The sequence below is a fragment of the Novosphingobium sp. PY1 genome, from assembly GCF_017312445.1.
Taxonomy (GTDB): domain Bacteria; phylum Pseudomonadota; class Alphaproteobacteria; order Sphingomonadales; family Sphingomonadaceae; genus Novosphingobium.
On record NZ_BLTI01000001.1, the window covers coordinates 342120 to 361019 of the forward strand.

Annotated in this window: 17 protein-coding genes; 14 read left to right on the plus strand and 3 right to left on the minus strand. The window is 63.2% G+C overall.

Annotated elements, in window-relative coordinates:
• Positions 1 to 1176, minus strand: a complete 1176-nt coding sequence (locus J3474_RS01580; protein WP_207092865.1) for a CaiB/BaiF CoA-transferase family protein — start codon at positions 1174 to 1176, stop codon at positions 1 to 3.
• 211 nt (positions 1177 to 1387) lie between these two features.
• Between J3474_RS01580 and J3474_RS01585 the strand changes: the two genes are divergently transcribed.
• From J3474_RS01585 to J3474_RS01610, 6 genes are all read left to right on the plus strand, one after another.
• Positions 1388 to 2182, plus strand: a complete 795-nt coding sequence (locus J3474_RS01585) for a GntR family transcriptional regulator (protein WP_207092866.1) — start codon at positions 1388 to 1390, stop codon at positions 2180 to 2182.
• Positions 2183 to 2301: 119 nt separating this feature from the next.
• The gene (locus J3474_RS01590) at positions 2302 to 3255 is read left to right on the plus strand and encodes a hydroxymethylglutaryl-CoA lyase (RefSeq protein WP_207092867.1); all 954 of its coding nucleotides are present in this window, start codon (positions 2302 to 2304) and stop codon (positions 3253 to 3255) included.
• On the plus strand, positions 3252 to 3950 hold the full coding sequence (locus J3474_RS01595; protein ID WP_013832371.1) for an isochorismatase family protein: 699 nt from the start codon (positions 3252 to 3254) through the stop codon (positions 3948 to 3950). The genes J3474_RS01590 and J3474_RS01595 overlap by 4 nt, the downstream gene beginning before the upstream one ends.
• Positions 3947 to 4879, plus strand: coding sequence for a polysaccharide deacetylase family protein (locus J3474_RS01600; protein WP_207092868.1), 933 nt, complete (start codon positions 3947 to 3949; stop codon positions 4877 to 4879). Before J3474_RS01595 ends, J3474_RS01600 begins: the two co-directional genes overlap by 4 nt.
• Positions 4876 to 5793 carry a polysaccharide deacetylase family protein gene (locus J3474_RS01605; RefSeq protein WP_207092869.1) on the plus strand — a complete coding sequence of 306 codons (918 nt, stop codon included), beginning with the start codon at positions 4876 to 4878 and terminating at the stop codon, positions 5791 to 5793. Before J3474_RS01600 ends, J3474_RS01605 begins: the two co-directional genes overlap by 4 nt.
• Positions 5794 to 5798: 5 nt before the next feature.
• A complete protein-coding gene (locus J3474_RS01610; RefSeq protein WP_242528160.1) occupies positions 5799 to 6287 on the plus strand; it encodes a nuclear transport factor 2 family protein in 489 nt (162 codons plus the stop codon).
• Between the two features lie 107 nt (positions 6288 to 6394).
• Here J3474_RS01610 and J3474_RS01615 read toward each other — a convergent pair whose 3' ends face one another.
• A complete protein-coding gene (locus J3474_RS01615) occupies positions 6395 to 7561 on the minus strand; it encodes an MFS transporter (RefSeq protein WP_207092871.1) in 1167 nt (388 codons plus the stop codon).
• Positions 7562 to 7748: 187 nt separating this feature from the next.
• Here J3474_RS01615 and J3474_RS01620 point away from each other — a divergent pair, with 187 nt between their 5' ends.
• From J3474_RS01620 to J3474_RS01655, 8 genes are all read left to right on the plus strand, one after another.
• Positions 7749 to 8486, plus strand: a complete 738-nt coding sequence (locus tag J3474_RS01620) for an SDR family NAD(P)-dependent oxidoreductase (protein ID WP_207092872.1) — start codon at positions 7749 to 7751, stop codon at positions 8484 to 8486.
• A 51-nt stretch (positions 8487 to 8537) separates the two neighbouring features.
• Positions 8538 to 9899 (plus strand): RidA family protein, encoded by a 1362-nt coding sequence (locus tag J3474_RS01625; RefSeq protein WP_207092873.1) that lies wholly within the window; start codon positions 8538 to 8540, stop codon positions 9897 to 9899.
• Between the two features lie 77 nt (positions 9900 to 9976).
• On the plus strand, positions 9977 to 12295 hold the full coding sequence (locus J3474_RS01630; RefSeq protein ID WP_207092874.1) for a TonB-dependent receptor: 2319 nt from the start codon (positions 9977 to 9979) through the stop codon (positions 12293 to 12295).
• Between the two features lie 35 nt (positions 12296 to 12330).
• A complete protein-coding gene (locus J3474_RS01635; RefSeq protein WP_207092875.1) occupies positions 12331 to 13503 on the plus strand; it encodes a class I SAM-dependent methyltransferase in 1173 nt (390 codons plus the stop codon).
• The gene (locus J3474_RS01640; protein WP_013832380.1) at positions 13500 to 13832 is read left to right on the plus strand and encodes a hypothetical protein; all 333 of its coding nucleotides are present in this window, start codon (positions 13500 to 13502) and stop codon (positions 13830 to 13832) included. Before J3474_RS01635 ends, J3474_RS01640 begins: the two co-directional genes overlap by 4 nt.
• 134 nt (positions 13833 to 13966) lie before the next feature.
• Positions 13967 to 15250, plus strand: coding sequence for an MFS transporter (locus J3474_RS01645; RefSeq protein WP_207092876.1), 1284 nt, complete (start codon positions 13967 to 13969; stop codon positions 15248 to 15250).
• On the plus strand, positions 15247 to 16734 hold the full coding sequence (locus tag J3474_RS01650; protein WP_207092877.1) for an amidohydrolase family protein: 1488 nt from the start codon (positions 15247 to 15249) through the stop codon (positions 16732 to 16734). The genes J3474_RS01645 and J3474_RS01650 overlap by 4 nt, the downstream gene beginning before the upstream one ends.
• A 24-nt stretch (positions 16735 to 16758) precedes the next feature.
• Positions 16759 to 17559 carry an SDR family oxidoreductase gene (locus tag J3474_RS01655; RefSeq protein WP_207092878.1) on the plus strand — a complete coding sequence of 267 codons (801 nt, stop codon included), beginning with the start codon at positions 16759 to 16761 and terminating at the stop codon, positions 17557 to 17559.
• Between the two features lie 85 nt (positions 17560 to 17644).
• Here J3474_RS01655 and J3474_RS01660 read toward each other — a convergent pair whose 3' ends face one another.
• Positions 17645 to 18847 (minus strand): NAD(P)/FAD-dependent oxidoreductase, encoded by a 1203-nt coding sequence (locus J3474_RS01660; protein WP_013832384.1) that lies wholly within the window; start codon positions 18845 to 18847, stop codon positions 17645 to 17647.
• Positions 18848 to 18900 lie beyond the last annotated feature (53 nt).

Genomic DNA, 18900 nt, shown 5'->3' on the forward strand with positions numbered 1-18900 from the left:
TCAGCCCCCCTTCGGCTTTTCCGCAAACTGCGTGCGCAGGGCTTCGCCGTGCTCGCCGGGAAGCGGCAGGTCGCGAAACAGGCCGGGCCGCGCGCCGTCGATCTCCAGCGGCAGTGCCGGCAGGCGTGCCACGGTGCCGTCGGACAGCGTCACGTCGAGCATGCCGTTGGCTGCGTTGAGGTGCGCATCGTCGACGAGCTCGTCGGGCCGAACGATCGGGGCGAAGGGCAGGCCGCATGCTTCAAGGCGGGACACAAGTTCTTGGCGCGGCATCGAACGAAATAGCGCGGAGACCTGCGGAATGATCTCATCGCGCGCCTTCACCCGTTCGTTATTGGTTTCCCATTCGGTGCGGGCTGCGAATTCGCTCAGTCCGAAGGCTTCGCAGAACGTCTTCCACTGGCCGTCGCTGACGACGCCAACGAAGAGCTGCTCGCCTTCATTGGCGGTTTCGAACACGTCGTAGATCGCCCAGGCCGAAATGCGCACGGGCATCGGCTGCGCGGCCGCCCCGGTCACGGCCTTTTGCGCGATATGCTGGCCGACGAGGAAAGCCGTGGTCTCGTAGAGACTGCACTTGATCTGTGAGCCGCGACCCGTGCGGTGGCGTTGTTCGAGCGCGGCAAGAATGCCAATCACGCCGAACATGCCGCCGGTGATGTCGATGACCGAGGAACCTGCGCGAAGAGGGCGCCCCGGAGGCCCGGTCATGTAGGCGAGGCCGCCCATCATCTGGGTGACTTCGTCCAGCGCCGTACGGTTTTCATAAGGCCCCTTGAGGAAGCCTTTGGCGGAGCAATAGATCAGGCGCGGGTTGGCCTCGCTCAGCTTTTCGTAGCCGAGGCCGAGACGGGCAAGCGTGCCGGGGCGGAAGTTCTCGATGAGGATGTCGGCCTTCTCGCAAAGCCGCTCCGCCTGGGCGAGGTCTTCCGGAGCCTTGAGGTCGAGGCAGATGCTGCGCTTGTTGCGGTTGAACATCGGGAAGTAGCCGGCGCCCGAACCCAGCAGATTGCGCGTGCGATCGCCTTCGGGCGGTTCGACCTTGATCACGTCGGCACCGAGATCGGCAAGGATCACGCCGATCGAAGGCCCCATGACCATGTGCGTGAACTCAATGACGGTAATTCCCGAAAGCGGTGCCGGACCGCTCGAATCCGGTTCGCGCGCTATGTCCAAAGTGTCTTTCCCCTGCGCTCTATTGCAATCTTCAGCTTCAAATTGATATATAAATAGTACAAATGTTGGAGGCAATGCAATCGGCTGATCGGCTGCACGTCACATGGATGATGCAAATGTTCGCGTGGCGATCAATGCGCCGGGGGTGTTGGCGAAGCAGTACTGGGCGGTCTAGGGTGGCTCACGAAGTTTTGGAGCGGATATGGTAGTGATGAACAGGTCGGCTGCGAATGGAAGCCGCGCAGGTAATTCCAACCTCGCGCGCGGGGCGGCCATTCCGCTGTACCACCAGATCTATCTCACCTTGCGCGACGAGATCACGCGCGGCGACAGGCCTTTCGGATCTTCAGTGCCTACGGAAATGGAACTGGCCGACAACTACAACGTCTCGCGCATCACGGCGCGACGGGCGCTGGACGAACTGGCGATGGGCGGGTTCGTCGAAAGGCGTCGCAGGCTGGGTACCCATGTGATTTTCCGCAGGCCGTCGAAGCCGATCGAGGCCAATATCGACCAGGCGGTGGAATCGCTGATCGCCTTCGGTCAGAATACGGCGGTGAAGGTGATCGAAGTGACGACCGAGCCGGCCTCTGCGGCGACCGCCCAAAAGCTGGGCATCGCCGAAGGCGAACCGGCGATCCGCGCAGTGCGGCTGCGTTCGGGCAAGTCGGGCCCGCTGGGTCTGATCGTGAGCCACATGCGTTCGGGGCTGGGAGTGTCGGTCACGCCCGAGCGGCTCACTGCACTGCCGATACTGTCGCTGCTGCGCGATGCCGGGGTCAGGATCGGCGGTGCTGTCCAGACGATCGAGGCGATGGTTGCAGACCCCGACCTTGCCGAGAAACTGCAATCCGAACCGCGGGCGGCGATCCTGCACGTCGAGCGTCTGGTCGAAGACGACAAGGGGCGGACGGTGCTGGTGACCAATGCCTATTACCGCGCCGACCGCTATCGCATCACGCTCGACATGCATGAGCAGGGACAGTTTTCGCCGACTTACGGCTGATTCGATGCCGGTCTGATCGGCAGGCGAGCATTCGCCTGACGGCAGGCCCTTGCATCCGGGTTCAATTGATATAGAAATAGAACAATTATTGAGCTGGTTCGGACGAGGTCACGATAGTCATGGACATTCTGGTGAGTGAAGTGGGGCCCCGCGACGGTCTGCAGAACGTCAAGCGGGTCATGCCTACCGAAGCCAAGAAAGTCTGGATCGACGAACTCGTCGCCGCCGGGGTCAGGGAGATCGAGGTCGGCAGTTTCGTTCCGGCAAAGTTGATCCCGCAGCTTGCCGATACGCCCGAAATCGTCGCTCATGCGCGCAGGCATGAAGGCGTGACGGTTGCAGCCCTGGTGCCAAACCGTCGCGGTGCCGCCGATGCCATTTCTGCAGGCGTCCACAAACTGACCTTGCCGCTTTCGGTGTCCGAGACGCACAGTCTCGCCAACTTGCGCAAGACCCACGAACAGGTGCTGGGCGAAGTGCGCCAAATCTGCGCGATGCTCGCTCAACTTCCCAAAGAGCGGCGGCCACACTTCGAGGGCAGCCTGTCGACCGTCTTCGGGTGCACGTTGGAAGGAGCGATTTCGGATTCGACGATCCTGCGGCTCGCCGCGGCATTGATGGAGGCCGGCTGTGACGAGGTCGGCCTGTCGGATACCACCGGCTATGCCACGCCCCACGAGGTGCAGCGCGTCGTGCGCTTGGTTCGCGGCGAGGTGGGCGACGCGGCCGTGACCGGGCTGCACCTGCACAACACGCGCGGCGTGGGTCTTGCCAATGTCCTGGCCGGTCTTGAAGTCGGCATCGGCACGTTCGACTCCTCGATCGGCGGGTTGGGCGGCTGCCCCTTTGCACCCGGTGCCAGCGGGAACATCGTTACCGAGGACCTTGTATTCATGCTGGAATCGCAAGGGTGCCGCACCGGGATCGACCTTGACCGACTGATGGAATCGCGCCGGGTCGTCGCGGCCGCGCTGCCTGGCGAGCCGCTATACGGTTTCATCGCCGATGCCGGTCTTCCCAAGGGCTGGTCGGCTCCAGACCAATCAACCGAAAAGCTGAGGACTTTCGCATGACCATTCCCGGCACCCGGATGGTGCGCGACGATCGCACTGCACGCCAGATCTTCGAGGACGTAATGGCCAATCCGGCTCGGGCGAGGTTCGGGTTCGGCGAGAAGCTGGCCATCGTCAATGTCGATTTCCAGAACGCCTATACGCGCATCGATGAATTCAAGACGGCCTACGAGACCGATCCACGGCAAATCGAATACGTGAACACGATCTCCGCGCTTGCGCGCAATGCCGGCATGCCGGTGATCTGGACCCATGTCGCCTACATGGACAGCGCCGCGGATGCAGGAGTTTGGGGGACGCGGACCGATACGCCGGACTCGCTGCAGAACATCAAGTACGAAAGCCGCCGACATGCTTTCGACGATCGCTGTGAAATCGATGCTTCGGTCGATGCCATCTACACCAAGCGCATGCCCAGCGCCTTTTTCGAGACGCCGCTGCAGAGCCTGCTCGTCTGGCACAAGGTCGATACCGTGGTCGTAACCGGGGGCTCCACTTCGGGCTGCATTCGCGCCACCGCGGTGGATAGCCTGAGCCGGGGTTATCGGACAATTGTCCCGATCGAGACCTGCGCCGACAAGCACGAATCCTACCACTTCGCCAATCTTACCGACCTGCAGCTCAAGTACGCCGATGTCGTGCCGGTGCAGGAAGTGGTCGATTGGCTGGAGGCGCGGCAGGGAGGCGCGGCATGAGGGAAGGCGAGCGCGATCCCGGGCTTTACGACTTTCGTCCCTGGCGCGACCGGCCGCCGCTCGAATGGCCCGGCGGCAAGCAAGTAGCCGTCTGGGTTTCTCCAAACCTCGAGTTCTACGAAATCGACCCACCGGCCAATCCGCACCGCAAGTCCTGGCCGCGCGTGCACCCGGACGTCGTAGGTTATGGCCACCGCGACTACGGCAATCGCGTTGCCCATTGGCGCATGGCCGACGTCATGACGAGGTATGGCTTCCCGGGTTCGGTAAGCCTTTCGGTCTCGATGTGCCAGCATATGCCAGAGATCGTCGCGGACGCGGATGCACGCGGTTGGGAGTTCTTCAGCCACGGCATTTACAACACACGGTATTCCTACGGCATGGATGAGGCGCAGGAACGTTCAATCATCGAGGATTCGATCCGTACCGTCCGCGAGGCGACGGGGCAGACGATAAAGGGCTGGCTGGCGCCGGCACTGACGCACACGCCGCGCACGCTCGACCTGATAGCCGAATATGGGCTGACCTATACCTGCGACCTCTATCACGACGATAGGCCCAATCCGGTTCATGTGAAAAGCGGCAAGCTGATCTCGATGCCCTACAGCCTGGAGGTCAACGATCACTACGGCTTCTTCGTCTACAACATGAGCCCGCGCGAATATGCGGAAACCTTGATCCGCCAGTACGACAGGCTGGCGGACGAAGGGGGAACGGTGATGTGCATTCCGCTTCACGCCTATCTGATCGGCCAGCCGCACCGCATCGGGCCATTTGCGGAAGTCCTGAGGCACATTGCCGCCGACGGCCGGGCCTGGATTACCCGCAGCGGCGATATTGCCGACCATTTCCTTGCCAGCGGCGCCTACGAGGCCGCTGAAACAGACGCGGCGCGCTATGCCGTCAGGGGCGGGGAGGACCGGGCATGACACTTGATCCGGCCTATCTCGAATACCCGATGCGCCGCCGCGGTATGGATCACCATCTCTATGCCTGGTCGAACATTCATGAGCGCGAGCCGCTGCGCTTGCCCGGTGGAGCGAAGATGGCGGTGGCGCCGCTCGTCAGCCTGGAATGGTTTCCGATCGTGCCGGGCAAGGCGCCGTTCGCCGCACCCGGGCACATGCAGACCGCCTATCCCGACTATCGCCATTACACTGCGCGCGAATACGGGACGCGGGTCGGCTTCTACCGACTGCTCGATGCATTTGCGAAAGTCGGCGTGAAGGCGACGATCGCTGTCAATGCCGCGATTGCCGAGCGCTATCCCTCGATCATCGCCGACGTAGTCGCGGCCGGGCACGAGATCGTCGCGCACGCTACGGACATGGATGCAACCATCGACAGCACCGTACCGGAAGCGGACGAACGCGCGATGATCGTCAAGGCGCGCGACACGCTTGCCGGCGCGATCGGCGAGGCGCCGAAGGGGTGGCTGTCGATCGCGCGCCAGCAAAGCTGGAACACGCCGCGCCTGCTTGTCGAGGAAGGCTTCGGCTATTGCCTCGACTGGGTGAACGACGATTTGCCCTACTTGCAGACGACCGAGGCCGGGTCACTGGTCAGCGTTCCCTACAATCACGAATTGTCGGACCGCCAGATCATCGTCGTCCAGCAGCATTCGGCTGAAAGCTACGTCCAGCAGATGCAGGACGCCTTCGGCTGGCTGGCGGCGGAGAGCGGGCCGCGTGTGCTGCCGCTCCACCTCACGCCTTACGTCATGGGCCTGCCGTTCCGGATGGGTGCTTTCGAAGGCCTGCTGGAATGGCTCGCCGCGCAAGCCGAGACCCGATTTGTTACAGCCAGTGAACTGGCTGCCTCGCTTCCGGAGAACGCTGCGTGAAAATCATGAAGATTGCCATGGCCTGTGTAGCGCTGACAGGCGGCGGCTGTGCCATGGCCCGGGAAGAGGGTGCCGTGCCCCCGGTCGTCCGGCATGCGCACACCGGGCGCTGGACTGCGGTGAAGGACGAGATCTGGCCGAAGGAACTGGCGATATACGAGGGCCGCAGTCGCGGCGACCTGTCCCTGTATCTTGCCAGTACCGCCACGGATTACATCGCCTGGCCGCCGTTCAACGAGGTGCCCAAGGGCAACGAAGGGCTGCGCGCAACCGGTGCGTCGATGGCCGGTAAGACCAAGGAGCGGCTCGAGATGACTTTTCTCGACATGGCGCTCAACGGCGATACTGCCGTCGTCTACTACAAGACGCATCGGACCATGCTTGCCGACGGTACACCTGTCGACCAGCACTACGAGGTGACGCATACCTGGATCGTGCAGGACGGGACCTGGAAGGTGCTGGGCGGCATGGCAAGGGCCCGCCCCGAGCGTTGATCGCATTCCATAGGTACGCGGGCCTCTTTCCCGACCCTCACTGACGGGCCCGCGATCCATACCTATCGCTGGGGCCGCCCGAGCAGATGCACGGGCGGCCCTTGATGTCATTGAACGCCGCGTGCCGGGCGCTTTTCCGTGGCGAAGGTGCCGAGCGCTACAAGGGCGAGGATCGTGCCTGCCAGGGCGCAGGCATTCCAGCCGCCCTTGATGTAGAGCAGCGGGGCCAGCGCCGAACCGATTGCGCCGCCCACGAACATGATGGCCATGTAAATGGCATTGATCCGGCCGCGGGCCTCGGGACGCAGGCTGTAGACCACGTTCTGGCTGAGCACCTGATTAGCCTGGGTCCCGGCGTCGAGAGCAATGGCGAGCAGGGCCAGCACGATCACCATGCCGGCAAATGTCGCCGGGATCATCAGTGCGAAACTGACGGCAAGGGTCAGCATGGCCAGTCCCGAGCCGATCCGGGTCAGGCCGCGATCGGCCATGCGGCCTGCGAGGGGGGCCGCGAGTGCTCCGCCGGCGCCGGCGAGGGCAAATAGGGCGATTTCCTCATGCCCGAAACCGAAGTGCCGGTTCAGCAGCAGCGGCACCCCTGTCCAGAACAGGTTGAAAGCGCAGAACAGGCAAGCCTGGTAGAAGGCGCGGCGTCGCAGAACGGGCTCCTGCGCGAGCAGTCCGAACATCGAGCGCAACATCGCGCCGTAGCCGAGATTCCGACTGCCCCGATAGTCGGGTACGATCATCCATAGCGTGACAGCCAGGATGCCGAGCAGACCTGCGGGGAGCAGGAACGCGAGGCGCCAGTCACCGATCCCGGCAAGGGCACTGGAAACCGGCCGGGCAAGCATGACACCGGTCAGCAGGCCTGCCATGATCGTCCCGATTACCCGGCCCTGCTGGCTTGGTGGCGACAGGTGGGCGGCGAGCGGCACCAGCACTTGTGCGCCGACAGACGATAGCCCCGCAATCGCAACCGATGCAAAGAAGACCGTCGCGCTCGTGGCGAGCCCGGCGCTTGCCATGGCCAGCGCGGCAATCCCGACCAGGATGCAGACGAGCTTCCGGTTCTCCATCCGATCCGCGAGCGGGACCACGAAAAGCAGGCCGAGGCAGTAGCCGATCTGGGTGAGGGTCACGATCAGGCCAAGAGTCGTCTCGGCCACGTGAAGGGAGCTGCCGATCGCACTGATGAGGGGCTGCGCGTAGTACAGGTTCGCAGCCAGCAGACCGCAGGCGACAGTGAAAACGAAGGTCCTGAGCGCCCCCATATCCGCACTGCGGATAGTGGTGGAATTGCCTTTATCCAGGTTAATATGACTGTTTTCCAACAACTTGATGCCTTTGCTCGGGAAGTTTTCAGCGTCTGCCTGCACGCAACGCGAACACACGTTCTGGACGCTATTCATTTTGTATTATAGCTATATCAAAAGATCAATTGAGCGAGGCCATTTGCTGATGCCTGAAGCGCGCAAGGGAGCAACTATCGTCACCGGTGGTTCGGGTGGAATCGGTGCTGCCGTTGCCCGTCTGCTGGCGGCGAGGGGCCACCGGGTGGTCGTTCATGGCAACAGCAATCCTGCAGCGGCCCAGGCCGTCGTCGATGACATTGTCGGTGCAGGCGGCGAGGCCATGGCGGTGAGCGCAGACGTTACCGATGCCGCGCAGGTGGAGGCCATGGTCGGCGCGGTGGTCGAGCGGTTCGGTTCGGTCGATGCGTTGGTAAACAATGCCGGTGTCTGCACGGCCATGGCTGTCGGCGAAATGTCGGCCGCTGCGGTGAGCCGCGAATTGTCGGTCAACGTCGCCAGCGTCGTGCTGATGACGCAGGCCTGCCTGCCGCACATGGGAGAGGGGGGCGCAATCGTGAACCTGGGATCGAATCTCGCCGTCGCGCCGCTTCCGGGCTTGACGCTCTACTGCGCGACCAAGGCCGCGGTGGCCAGTCTGACGCAAGGCTTCGCCCGGGAACTGGGCGGTCGCAAGATCCGCGTGAACGCCGTCGCCCCGGGCGCAACCCGCACGGCGATGACCGCATGGATCGACGACGACACGATGGACGGCATTGCCGGTCAGACGCCGCTTTCGCGCGTTGCCGAGCCCGAGGATATCGCCGGCGCCGTGGCGATGTTGCTTTCCGGCGATGCCGGCTGGGTCACCGGGCGCACGCTGGTGGTCGATGGCGGTCTGGTTTGAACAAATTCGCATTCGATTTCTCTTCACTACGTTTCCAAGGAGCCAAGGTACGTGACTGACCCCAAGGCGCCGCAGGCGATCTGGCCGGACATTCCCCAGCCGCTGATGCCCTATTCGCCAGCGGTAAAAGCCGCCGACTGGATCTTTGTTTCCGGCCAGCTGGCCAGCGATTTCAAGACCGGGATTGCGCCTGAAGCGATCCCCGCGAACGGCAATCTGGTCGACGAGCAGGCGCTGCAGTCGCGCTTCGTCATGGAAACGCTGAAGCGCACGCTCGCCGCGGGCGGCGCCGATCTCGCGAAGGACGTTGCCCGGATCTGGCAATGGCTCCCCTGGGAAACGCCGTCAATGGAAGCCTTCGCTTCGGGTGACTGCTATCCCGAAGGACTGCGCATCACGCCGTACCTCGATGTGCGCAACGAGTTTATCCGCGATCCGCGCCCGGCATCGACCGCGGTCAGCATCCGCGCGCTGCCGGTGCGCGATGCCCGCATAGAGATCGACGTCATTGCCATCGTCGACGGCAGCGAACCGCAAGGCTTCGCCGCGCCCGAAGGCGTACCTGCCCCGCTTGCCGGCTACTCTCCGGCGCTGCGCCGCGGCGACTGGATATTCCTGGCCGGTGAAGTGCCGACCGACTGGCAAGGCGACTACGGTGAATATCGCAGCATGGGCGAAGCCGGTGCACTGGCCCGCGAGGCGCGCACCAATCCGCACGTCTGGTACGGTTCGGACATCGAGGTGCAGACCGACTACACCTTGTCGAAACTGGAGAAGATTGCCGAGGCCGCGGGCGGTTCGCTGAAGAATGTGGTCAAGGCGGATGTCTATATCGGCGATCCTTCGGACTATGCGGGCCTGGACCGGGCCTGGAAGCGCTGGTTCAAGGACAACCCGCCGGCGCGCTGCGTCATCCCCTACATGGGCCTGGGCACGCGGGGCAGCCGTGTCGAGATAGCGCTGACTCTGTTGGCCGACGATGCCGCACTCAGGATCGAGCGGGTCGAGACTTCGGACGCACCCGAGCCGTTCAGCCATGAGCCGCAGGCGGTCAAGGTCGGCAACTTCCTGTTCCTGTCGCAGCAGATGGCCTGCGATTCGCGCGGTGTGCTTGCCGAAGGCATGCTGCGGCATGAGAACTTCCCGTGGTACGGTCTGCCGGGCAAGAACCAGATGCGCTACATGCTGGGCAATGTAGCGGCCATCTGCGAGGCCGGCGGCACCCGCGTCGAGAACATCGTGCGCCGGGCCTGTTTCCACGACGAAGGCACCCACTTCGCCGATTCCATCGAGGAATGGGCGTCGTGGTTCCCGGGCGTGAAGCCTGCAAGCACCACCATGAAGATCGGGGGACCACTGGTCGTGCCGGGCGCTAATGCCCTGCTCGATCTCATCGCATTTGTACCTGACTGACGACGAGTAATCGCCTCGGTGCGCGGGAGGCGCGCTTCGCGGGGCAAGGCATCAACAAGAAACGAATGAGGGATCGAATGAACGAGAATTTTGCATCGCGTACGACCCACTTGCGCATCGCCCTGCTTTCCGGAGCCATGGCGCTGGCTGCCATTTCCGCTCCCGCCATGGCGCAGGATTCGGCCACCGGCCCGGAGGCCGAGTCAGCCGGTGAGAGCAACGTCATCGTTGTCACCACCCGCAAGCGCTCGGAAAAGCTGCAGGACGTGCCGCTCGCGATTTCGGCCTATTCGGGCAAGGATCTGACGGAGAAGGGCATCTCCTCGCTCGCCGATCTTGCCGCCTCGACCCCGGGCCTGGCCTTCCAGGACGTCAACGGCGCCTATGCCGCGCCGGTACTGCGCGGCGTTGCGCAGATCGACCAGACCGGACCGCAGGGCAATGTCGGCATCTTCATCGATGGCGTCTATCTCAACAACCGTTCGGCGCTGGCCTTCGACCAGTACGACCTTGCCCGGATCGAAGTAGTCAAGGGCCCGCAGAGCGCGCTCTACGGTCGCAATACCTTCGCCGGTGCGATCAACTACGTGACCGAGCAGCCCGACCCGACGAAGTTCTCGGGTCACGCCACCTTCACCCTGGGCAATTTCGATCGCCACGAAGCCAAGGGCGCGATCAACCTGCCGATCGCCAGCGGCGTAGCCGTGCGCGTGTTCGGCGGCTTCTCCGAGTTCGACGGAACGATCAAGAACGACCTCGACGGGGAATACCTGGACGGCTGGAAGGACCGCTGGAGCGCAGGCGCCGCCGTGAAGGCCGAGATTACCGACAATCTCACGCTCGACCTGTTCGGCGTGCGTTCGGAAACCAAGAACGACCAGCCTTCGCTTTATGCGCTGCCGACCACGCTGAACAACTGCGGTTCGACCACAACGGTCAATGGACAACCCTTTTACACGTTCTTCTGCGGCAAAGTGCCCTATCCGACCGAGTTCAATCTCGACGACAAGACCGCATTCGGCCTGACCGGTTCGAACGAAGTTTACTATGGCAAGCTGTCCTATTCGGGTGAGGTGCTCGATGCGACTGCGCTGGTGAGCTACACCACTGCCAAGTTCGCGCTTCTGATCGACACGACCGGCAATCCAGATGCGATCAATTCGCCGTTGTTCGGCGGCTTGTCGCGCCAGCTCTTCACCAATGCGGCGACGGATAAGTCCACCGACTGGAACTACGACCTGCGTTTTGCATCGAAGCCTGGCGCGCCGCTATCGTGGATGGTCGGCGTCAATTACTACGACTCGCTGGTCTCCGACATCCTGACGCTCAACTTCCAGACGCTCGGTACAGAGCCCGGCACGAGCTTCCCGCCGGTCTATTCGAGCCGTGGCGGCATTCTCAAGACCAAGGGTCATGCCATCTATGGCATGCTCGGTTTCGAGATCACGCCCCAGTTCAACATCCAGGGCGAACTGCGCTATACCATCGACGATCAGGACTTCAGCGGAACCGGCTCGGCGCTCGGCGTCGAAGGGCACCAGACCTTCAAGTACCTGACCCCGCGCCTCTCGGTTAACTGGAAGCCGAGCACCGACCTGCTTGTCTATGCGACGGCGGCCCGCGGCGTGAAGACCGGCGGCTTCAATGCCAACGCGGCCGCCACCGAATACTTCACCTACGGCGCGGAAACCAACTGGACCTACGAGGCCGGCGTGAAGACCAGCTGGCTGGGCGGCGCGCTGACCATCAATGCCGACGTCTTCTACGTCGACTGGAAGGACATCAATGCCCAGAAGCAGTTGCCGTTCTCGACCCTCTCGGTGGTCGGCAACAACGGCAATGCCGAGGTCAAGGGCATCGAGGGGCAGATCGCCTACAATTTGACCCGCAACATCCAGCTCACCGCCAGCGGCGCACTGCTCGATCCGAAGTACAAGAATGGCGTGATCGACGGCGAAGTCTCGTTCATCTGCGGCGAACTGGCGAACTCGACGGTCGACGAAAGCATGTGCACCTCGTCGGTCGGCGGCAACCAGATCGCGCGCACCTCGGACAAGCAGTTCGCGCTGGGCGGGGCCTGGACCATCCCCGATATCGTCGATGGCCTCGACGGCTATGTCCGGGCGGATTACAGCTGGCAGGCAGGTAAGTACTCGACCAGCCTCAACATGCAGAATCAGGGATCGATCTCGTTGCTCAACGCTCGCGCCGGCCTCAAGTTCGGCAACTATGAGCTCGCAATCTGGGCGAAGAACCTGCTGCAGGACAAGTATATCGCCCGCACGACCGTCGTATCCTCGACAGCCGACGGCGGCCCGACTTCGGGTGTGAGCTACACCCGCATCTATCCCGGCCAGCGCCGGACCATCGGTGCGGACCTTTCGGTACGCTTCTGAGCGGGCCGGGAAAAGAAAGACAGGAGAGAACTCGCATGACCTTTCTCACCAACCTCGACGACAAGACGCTGAAGGCCGGCTCCGTGCCGACCTTCACGCTCTCGCAGCGCGGCCGGGCGGGAATGCAGGTGCTGGGCGCCCTGCAGAAATTTTCGTCGGGCGTGCTTCGGCCGATCGCGGCGGAGAATTTCGATGCCTCGCAGCGGGGTAAGGAACTGGCCGCGGATCATCAGGCGGAAGAACCCGAACTGTCCCCGCGCGAGCGGATTGCCGAGGCGAGGAAGGTCTGCGAGTCCGATCCGGTGTATCGGCTCGAGCGCTTCTTCCAGCGTTACGTGGCCGAAGAGAACTTCAATCGCGGTATCCCTGCGATCGAGGAACGGCGCGAGAAGTTCGAGGCGTTCAACGCTGCCCAGGCCGAGACCGAATTGCTCGGAACGCTCGACCTCAATGCGTCGGTGCCGGTTCCCAAGTATTATGACCGTATCGAATGGCACCTCGAGCCGGGCGGCTGGGATGGATACGATCTCTACGGCGCGCTTTTCGCCTATGGCGTAGGCCCTTATGTGTTCAGCCTCGGCGGTTATGCTGCCGTGGGTATTGGCGATGACATCACCAGCCAGCGCGTCAACACGATCAAGCAGTTCCCCAAGGACAGTTACGGGCGCATCTTCGAACCGGGTTGTGGGGGTGTCTCCACGCTCAAGGCGGTCAATTCGGTATTCCCCGAGGCTGAACTGCACGGCGCGGACCTCTCGCCGCTGCTGCTGAAGAATGGCCAGAAGATGGCCTCGCGCTTCGGCTTTCCGGTGCACCTCAAGCTGGCCGACTGCGCCTGTGACACCGGAGAGGCGGACGAGAGCTACGATGGCGTGATCACTTACGCCCTGCATCACGAACTGCCGCCCAAGGCCAATCGCGAGATGTTCCGCGAGATGTTCCGCATCATGAAGCCGGGCGCGGACATCGTCATCTCCGATCCGCCGCCGTTCCGCGCCGTATCGATTTTCCATGCGGTCATCCTCGACTGGGATACTGACAATCGCGAGGAGCCCTTCTTTTCGGCCGTGCTGCATGACAGCCTTGACGAGATGCTGGCCGAAGCCGGCTTCGTGAACGTCGAATCCTATGCCATCGGTCGGGATCAATACCCCTGGATCACGCGGGCGATGAAGCCCGGCGCACAAGCACAAGCGGAGGCAGCATGATGGAACCGACCGGCAAGGACTACCTGGGACCGGAAAGCGTGACCGACGTCGCGCGCATGCTCATGGCGCTGTTCTCCGAAGTGTGGGTCATGCGCGACCGCCAGATCGTGACCGAGTACCTGCTCGAGACGAAGGGATCCGTGACGCGTGAAGACATCGACGAATTCGTCCCCACCGGCGAACTCGCCGCGGCCATCACCGCCGAGCGTGAGCGCTTCGCCCGGCTCGTGGCCGGCGCACCGATTGCGGCCACGCATCGTTCAGTGCCGGAAATTCTAGAACGAGCGGGCCTTGAAGTGCCCGTATCCGTCCGCTCTGCGGCAAACTGACAGGTTCGGAGACTTATTGCGTGACCGTATCGACTGCCACTGTTCAAACTGCCCCGGACACGTCGGAGGCCGCCCCGTCGGACCTGCCGACCACTCTCCCGGTCAAAACCTGCATTGCCTGGGGACTGGGGACGGTGGCAGTCGCTGCGCTGTTCAATTCGGTCAACGTCCTGCTTCTTCGCTATGTCGTCGACTATGCCGGGATCAGCGCCGCTCTCGCCGGAGGCCTGATCGCCGCGTCCAAGCTTTATGATGCCTTTATCGATCCGGTCGTCGGCGCGGCTAGCGACCGCACCCGTTCCAGCATGGGCCGCCGTCGCCCGTTCCTTCTGGCGGGCGGAATCCTGCTGGCTATCGCTGCGCTGGCACTGTTCAATATTCCGGCGGGCGGTGGAACGCTTTCGGTCAGCTTCTTCGTCATTGCCCTGCTGGTCTATGCGACCGGATACGCCATGTTCAGCGTGCCATACATGGCGATGCCGGCCGAAATGACGTCCTCGTTCCACGAACGCTCGCGCCTGATATCCTTCCGCGTCTCCGCCGTTGCCGTAGCCTCGCTGCTGGCCGTGTTCGTCGGCCCGGAACTGATGAGCCTCGCGGGAGGCGGGCGCCCGGGTCACACTGTCCTGTCCGTGTTCCTCGCCGTGGTGGTGCTCTGCGCATCGCTGGCTTGCTTCATCGGGACCCGCAGTGCGGCGTTCCACTTCAGCCCCGCAGTGAAGGCGAGCTGGAGCGAGAAGATCCGTTCTCTCGCGGGGAACCGGCCCTTCATCATCCTGCTTCTGGTGAAACTGTTGCAGTTGATGGCGCTGGCCGTCACGCAGGCGGCCATGCCCTTCCTCTTCCAGCGCGTGCTCAAGCTGGGCGATGCGAAGATGGGCATCTACTTCCTGGTCTTCTACGGCACGATGATCCTTGTTCAGCCGATCTGGGTCAGGCTCGCCAAGCTGCGCGGCAAACGCAACATCTACATGGCCGGCACGCTGCTATACGGCGCGATCTATCTCAGCTGGTATTTCGTCGGTGCGGACGAGCCGCTTTCGATGGTCTATCTGCGCGCGGTGGCGCTGGGCGGCATGGGCGGCGCCGTGCTGCTGTTCGGCCAGTCGCTGCTGCCCGATACCATGGAATGGGACTATCGCCGCACCGGCATGCGCCGCGAAGGCATGCTCGCGGCCGTCTATACCCTCGTCGAGAAGCTGGCCTATGCCCTGGGCGCGGCCCTGACCGGGATCGTGCTCGGCCAGACCGGCTACATCCAGAATGCCGCCGGTCAGGCGCAGCCGGCCTCGGCGATTACGGCGATCTACTGGCTCGCTTCGTTCATTCCCTTCGCCTTCCTTGTCTGCAGCATCTTCGCGCTCAGCTTCTACGACCTTGACGAGAAGAAGTTCGCGCAGGCCGAGAAGGACGGGTGATCGAGACTACCGGCCCCCAGCCGCAGGTAGGCATCGCGGATACGCTAATCCGTGATGCCTACCTCGTGACGCTCGATCCGCAGCGCACGGTTTATACACGGGGATTCCTGGCTTTCCGCGATGGTCGGATTGTGGCGGTCGGGGCGATGGGCGAGGCTATGCCGAAGGCGCGCGAGGCGATCGACGCCGGGGGCATGGTCGTCATGCCCGGCATGGGCAACGGCCATAATCACCTGATCCAGAATGCCTTTCGCGGCTACAACGACGATCGCTGGCCGGTCCTCGATATCCCGAAGGCCGTGCGCAGCCTGCTTGAACAGCTTTTCGCTGCGAGCGGGCGCATGGATGCCGAGCGCACTCACGCGCTGGTGCGCCTCCACGCGCTGGAGATGCTCAAGTCAGGCTACACGGCCACGCATGACGAGCATTTCACCAATGTCCGCAAGGACAGTGTCGAGGGCAGCTGGCAGGCCATTGCCGAGAGCGGCATGCGCGGCCTTCTGTTCCGCTGCATCGTCGACGACCGCATCCCCGAGTCAGGTCGCGAGACTGTCGAGGAGGGGCTTTGCGAAGTCGAACGCCTGCGGCATTTCGCCAGTGACCGGGTGAGTGTGGGCGCAAGCTTCGTCAATTACAGCTTCCGTTCCGATCCTGAAGACATGCGCCGTATTCATGAGGGCGCGCTGGCGCTTGGCATACCCTTCGGCGTGGACATGACCGACAACAGCCGCGGCGCCTTGCTGCGCAGTCAGGGGTTCGAAGGCGGGCAGGTCGATTGGTACCGCAGGCATGGCCTGCTCGATCACGGTCCGATCTACGCCGGCAAGGGCGTGAACCTGCTGCCCCACGAATATGCGATCCTCGCCGAGCATTATGCCCGGATTGCGGTGGTTCCGACGCTGCGCTTCTTCGATGGGCAGGGCGTTCCCCTGCACGACTTTCTCAGCGCCGGGATACTGCCGGGCCTCGGCACGGATGCGCCGCTGGTGAGCGACAGTCAGGACCCGTTCGAGAACATGCGCCATGCGATCCTTGGACAGAACATTGCCGTGAAGGCGCAGGCCGCGCAGGGCCGCGAGAGACCCGAGCATTGCCATTGGCTCAATGCAGAAACCGTCATCGAGATGGCCACGCTGGGCAGCGCGAGGGCGTTGCTGATGGAAAGCGAGTGCGGCTCGCTTGAAGTGGGTAAGGCCGCCGATGCGGTCATGCTCGATGTCGCGCGTGCCGATATCGCGCCGACGTGGGAGGGGCGCCGGCTGCTCGGTTCGCTGGTCTGGGGCGGTCATGCGAGCCAGGTCCACTCAGTCTTCGTCGCCGGCGAGAAGCTGATCGAGAATGGCCGTTCGACCCGCTGGGACGAAGAAGAAGTGATCGCCAATGCCTCGCGGGCGCTGTCCGCCATCGCCCGCGAGGCCGATCTGGATCGTTTCCTGCCGCAGCGCGTCGCAGGACGGGAATATCGCGGCTGGATCTATCGCTGAGCCGCGAAAGGAGTTTTCAAGGACATGACTGAAAGCCAGGGACGCGTCGCCGTGGTCACCGGGGCAGGGCAGGGCCTGGGCCGAGCCATCGCCCTCGATCTTGCCGAAGCCGGTCACAGGGTTTTCGGCTGCAGCCCCCGTGTCGTCGACACAGGCGCACAAGCCGTCGGCTCGGGGCAATTGCGCATGATTGCCTGCGACATCACGCAGGAAGCGCAGGTGCAGGCGCTGTGGGACAAGGTTTCGGGCGAAGCGGGCAGGATCGACTGGTGGATCAACAATGCCGGCCTCGCGCTGACCGGCCGGCCATTGTCCGACATCGATGGCCACGATTTCGCGCGGATGATCGAGATCAACGTGCTCGGCACGATGAACGCCTGCCGCGTCGCGATCGCCGGCATGCGCGCGCAGGGCCTTGGCGAGATCTGGAACATGCTGGGCGCGGGATGGGATGGCCAGCCCGTGCCCGGCATGAACGGATATGCTGCCAGCAAGGCGGCGCTTACATTCATGACCCGCGCGCTTGCGGCGGAAGCTGAGGGGCAGTGCTACGGCGTCGGCGGCTTCAGCCCGGGTCTCGTGATGACAGAGGGCTTCTTTCGGGAACACGCCCGCGTACCGCAAGCCAACCGCGCTGCGCGCGAGGCGGTGGTCAATGTTATCGGCGATCATCCGGAGACCATTGCGCGGTGGGTGCGCGAGGCGCTCGAGGCCGGACAGGACAACGGCGCGATTCTCTCATGGCTGACCCCTGACAAGATCGCGCGAAGGCAGGCGCAGGTCCCACCACGCGACATCCTTTCCGCCTATCGCGGCGCCATCTAGCGGGGATTGTGCAGGAACGAAAAAAGGGAGGGCACCGGGCCCTCCCTTTTCAATCATTGTGACATCCGCATCATCGCATGCGGGATCAGACGATCGCCGCGGCCTGATCGAGACTTTCGAACATCGCCTGTCGCAGCAGGTATGCGCGTCGCTTCTCGTCGTCTTCGAGCAGGGCGCGCATCGCCGCCTCGCGCTTGCGATGGTTCTCGTCCTGCGTTGCGCGCATGGCTTCCATGTTGTCCATGGTCTGGCGCTGGGTGAAGTCGAACGTGACCTTGCGGCGCTGGCGGTCGTAGAGATCGAGGAGCTTGTCCGGCGCCCCGTCCTTGATGATTTCGACCAGCTTGCTGCAGGCGTTGAAGGCATCGTGGATGCCGCTGTTCATGCCGAAGCCGCCCAGTGGATTGTTGAGGTGCGCGGAATCGCCCATCAGCAATACCCGGCCATGCCGGAACTGCTTGGCGACGCGCTGGTGGACCCGATAGATGGTGCGGTGCTGGGTTTCCACCGCCGCGCCGTCGCCCATGATGCCGTCGAATACAGCGTTCTTCTTCTCGTCCGAACGCAGGTAGTCCTCGCTTTCCTCATGCGCGGGAACGAGCACGCGCCACACCGAGGGAACGCGCAGCAGGACGAGCCATTCCTCTGGATCGGACACGTAGTTCACGTAGGCCAGACCCTTCATCGCCTCTTCGATCGGCCAGGTGGTGCTGAGCGTGAGGAAGCGTTCGGGATAAGTGAAACCGTCGAATTCGGTGCCCAGCCACTTGCGCACGATCGAACTCGCGCCGTCGGCACCGATCAGGTAGTCGGCGCGGATCGTCTCGATCCCGAAAGGGCTTTCCAGGTCGACATCGACGCCGGTTTCGTCCTGCTTGAAGTGGACGACGCGGTGGTTGAACAGGACTTGCGCACGATCGAGTTTGGCCAGTCGTTCGGTCAGCATCCGGGCGAGGTGATACTGCTCGCACTGGATGCGGAAAGGGTAGCGCGTGACGTCGGAAATCTCGCTCAGGTCGAAGGGCAGGATCTCACCGCTGCGTCGGTCGCGCCAATGGTAGACGGGTGCTTTCAGGCCCATCTCTATAAGTGCGGGGGTGACGTCCAGCTCGTCGAGCATTTCCAGCGTCGGCGGGTGGAAGGTACTGGCGCGCAAGTCTTGCGCGCAATCGGCGCCGGTCTCGGCCAGAACGACGTCGATGCCATGCTTGGCGAGGTAGGCGGCAGCAACGCTACCGACCGGGCCACCACCGGCGACGACAACCTGGGTCCTGCGAATGGAAGACATGTTTTTCCTGTTGTTGGGAGGGAAAGCGGTTCGCTCCCGCGCCCGTTCGGAAT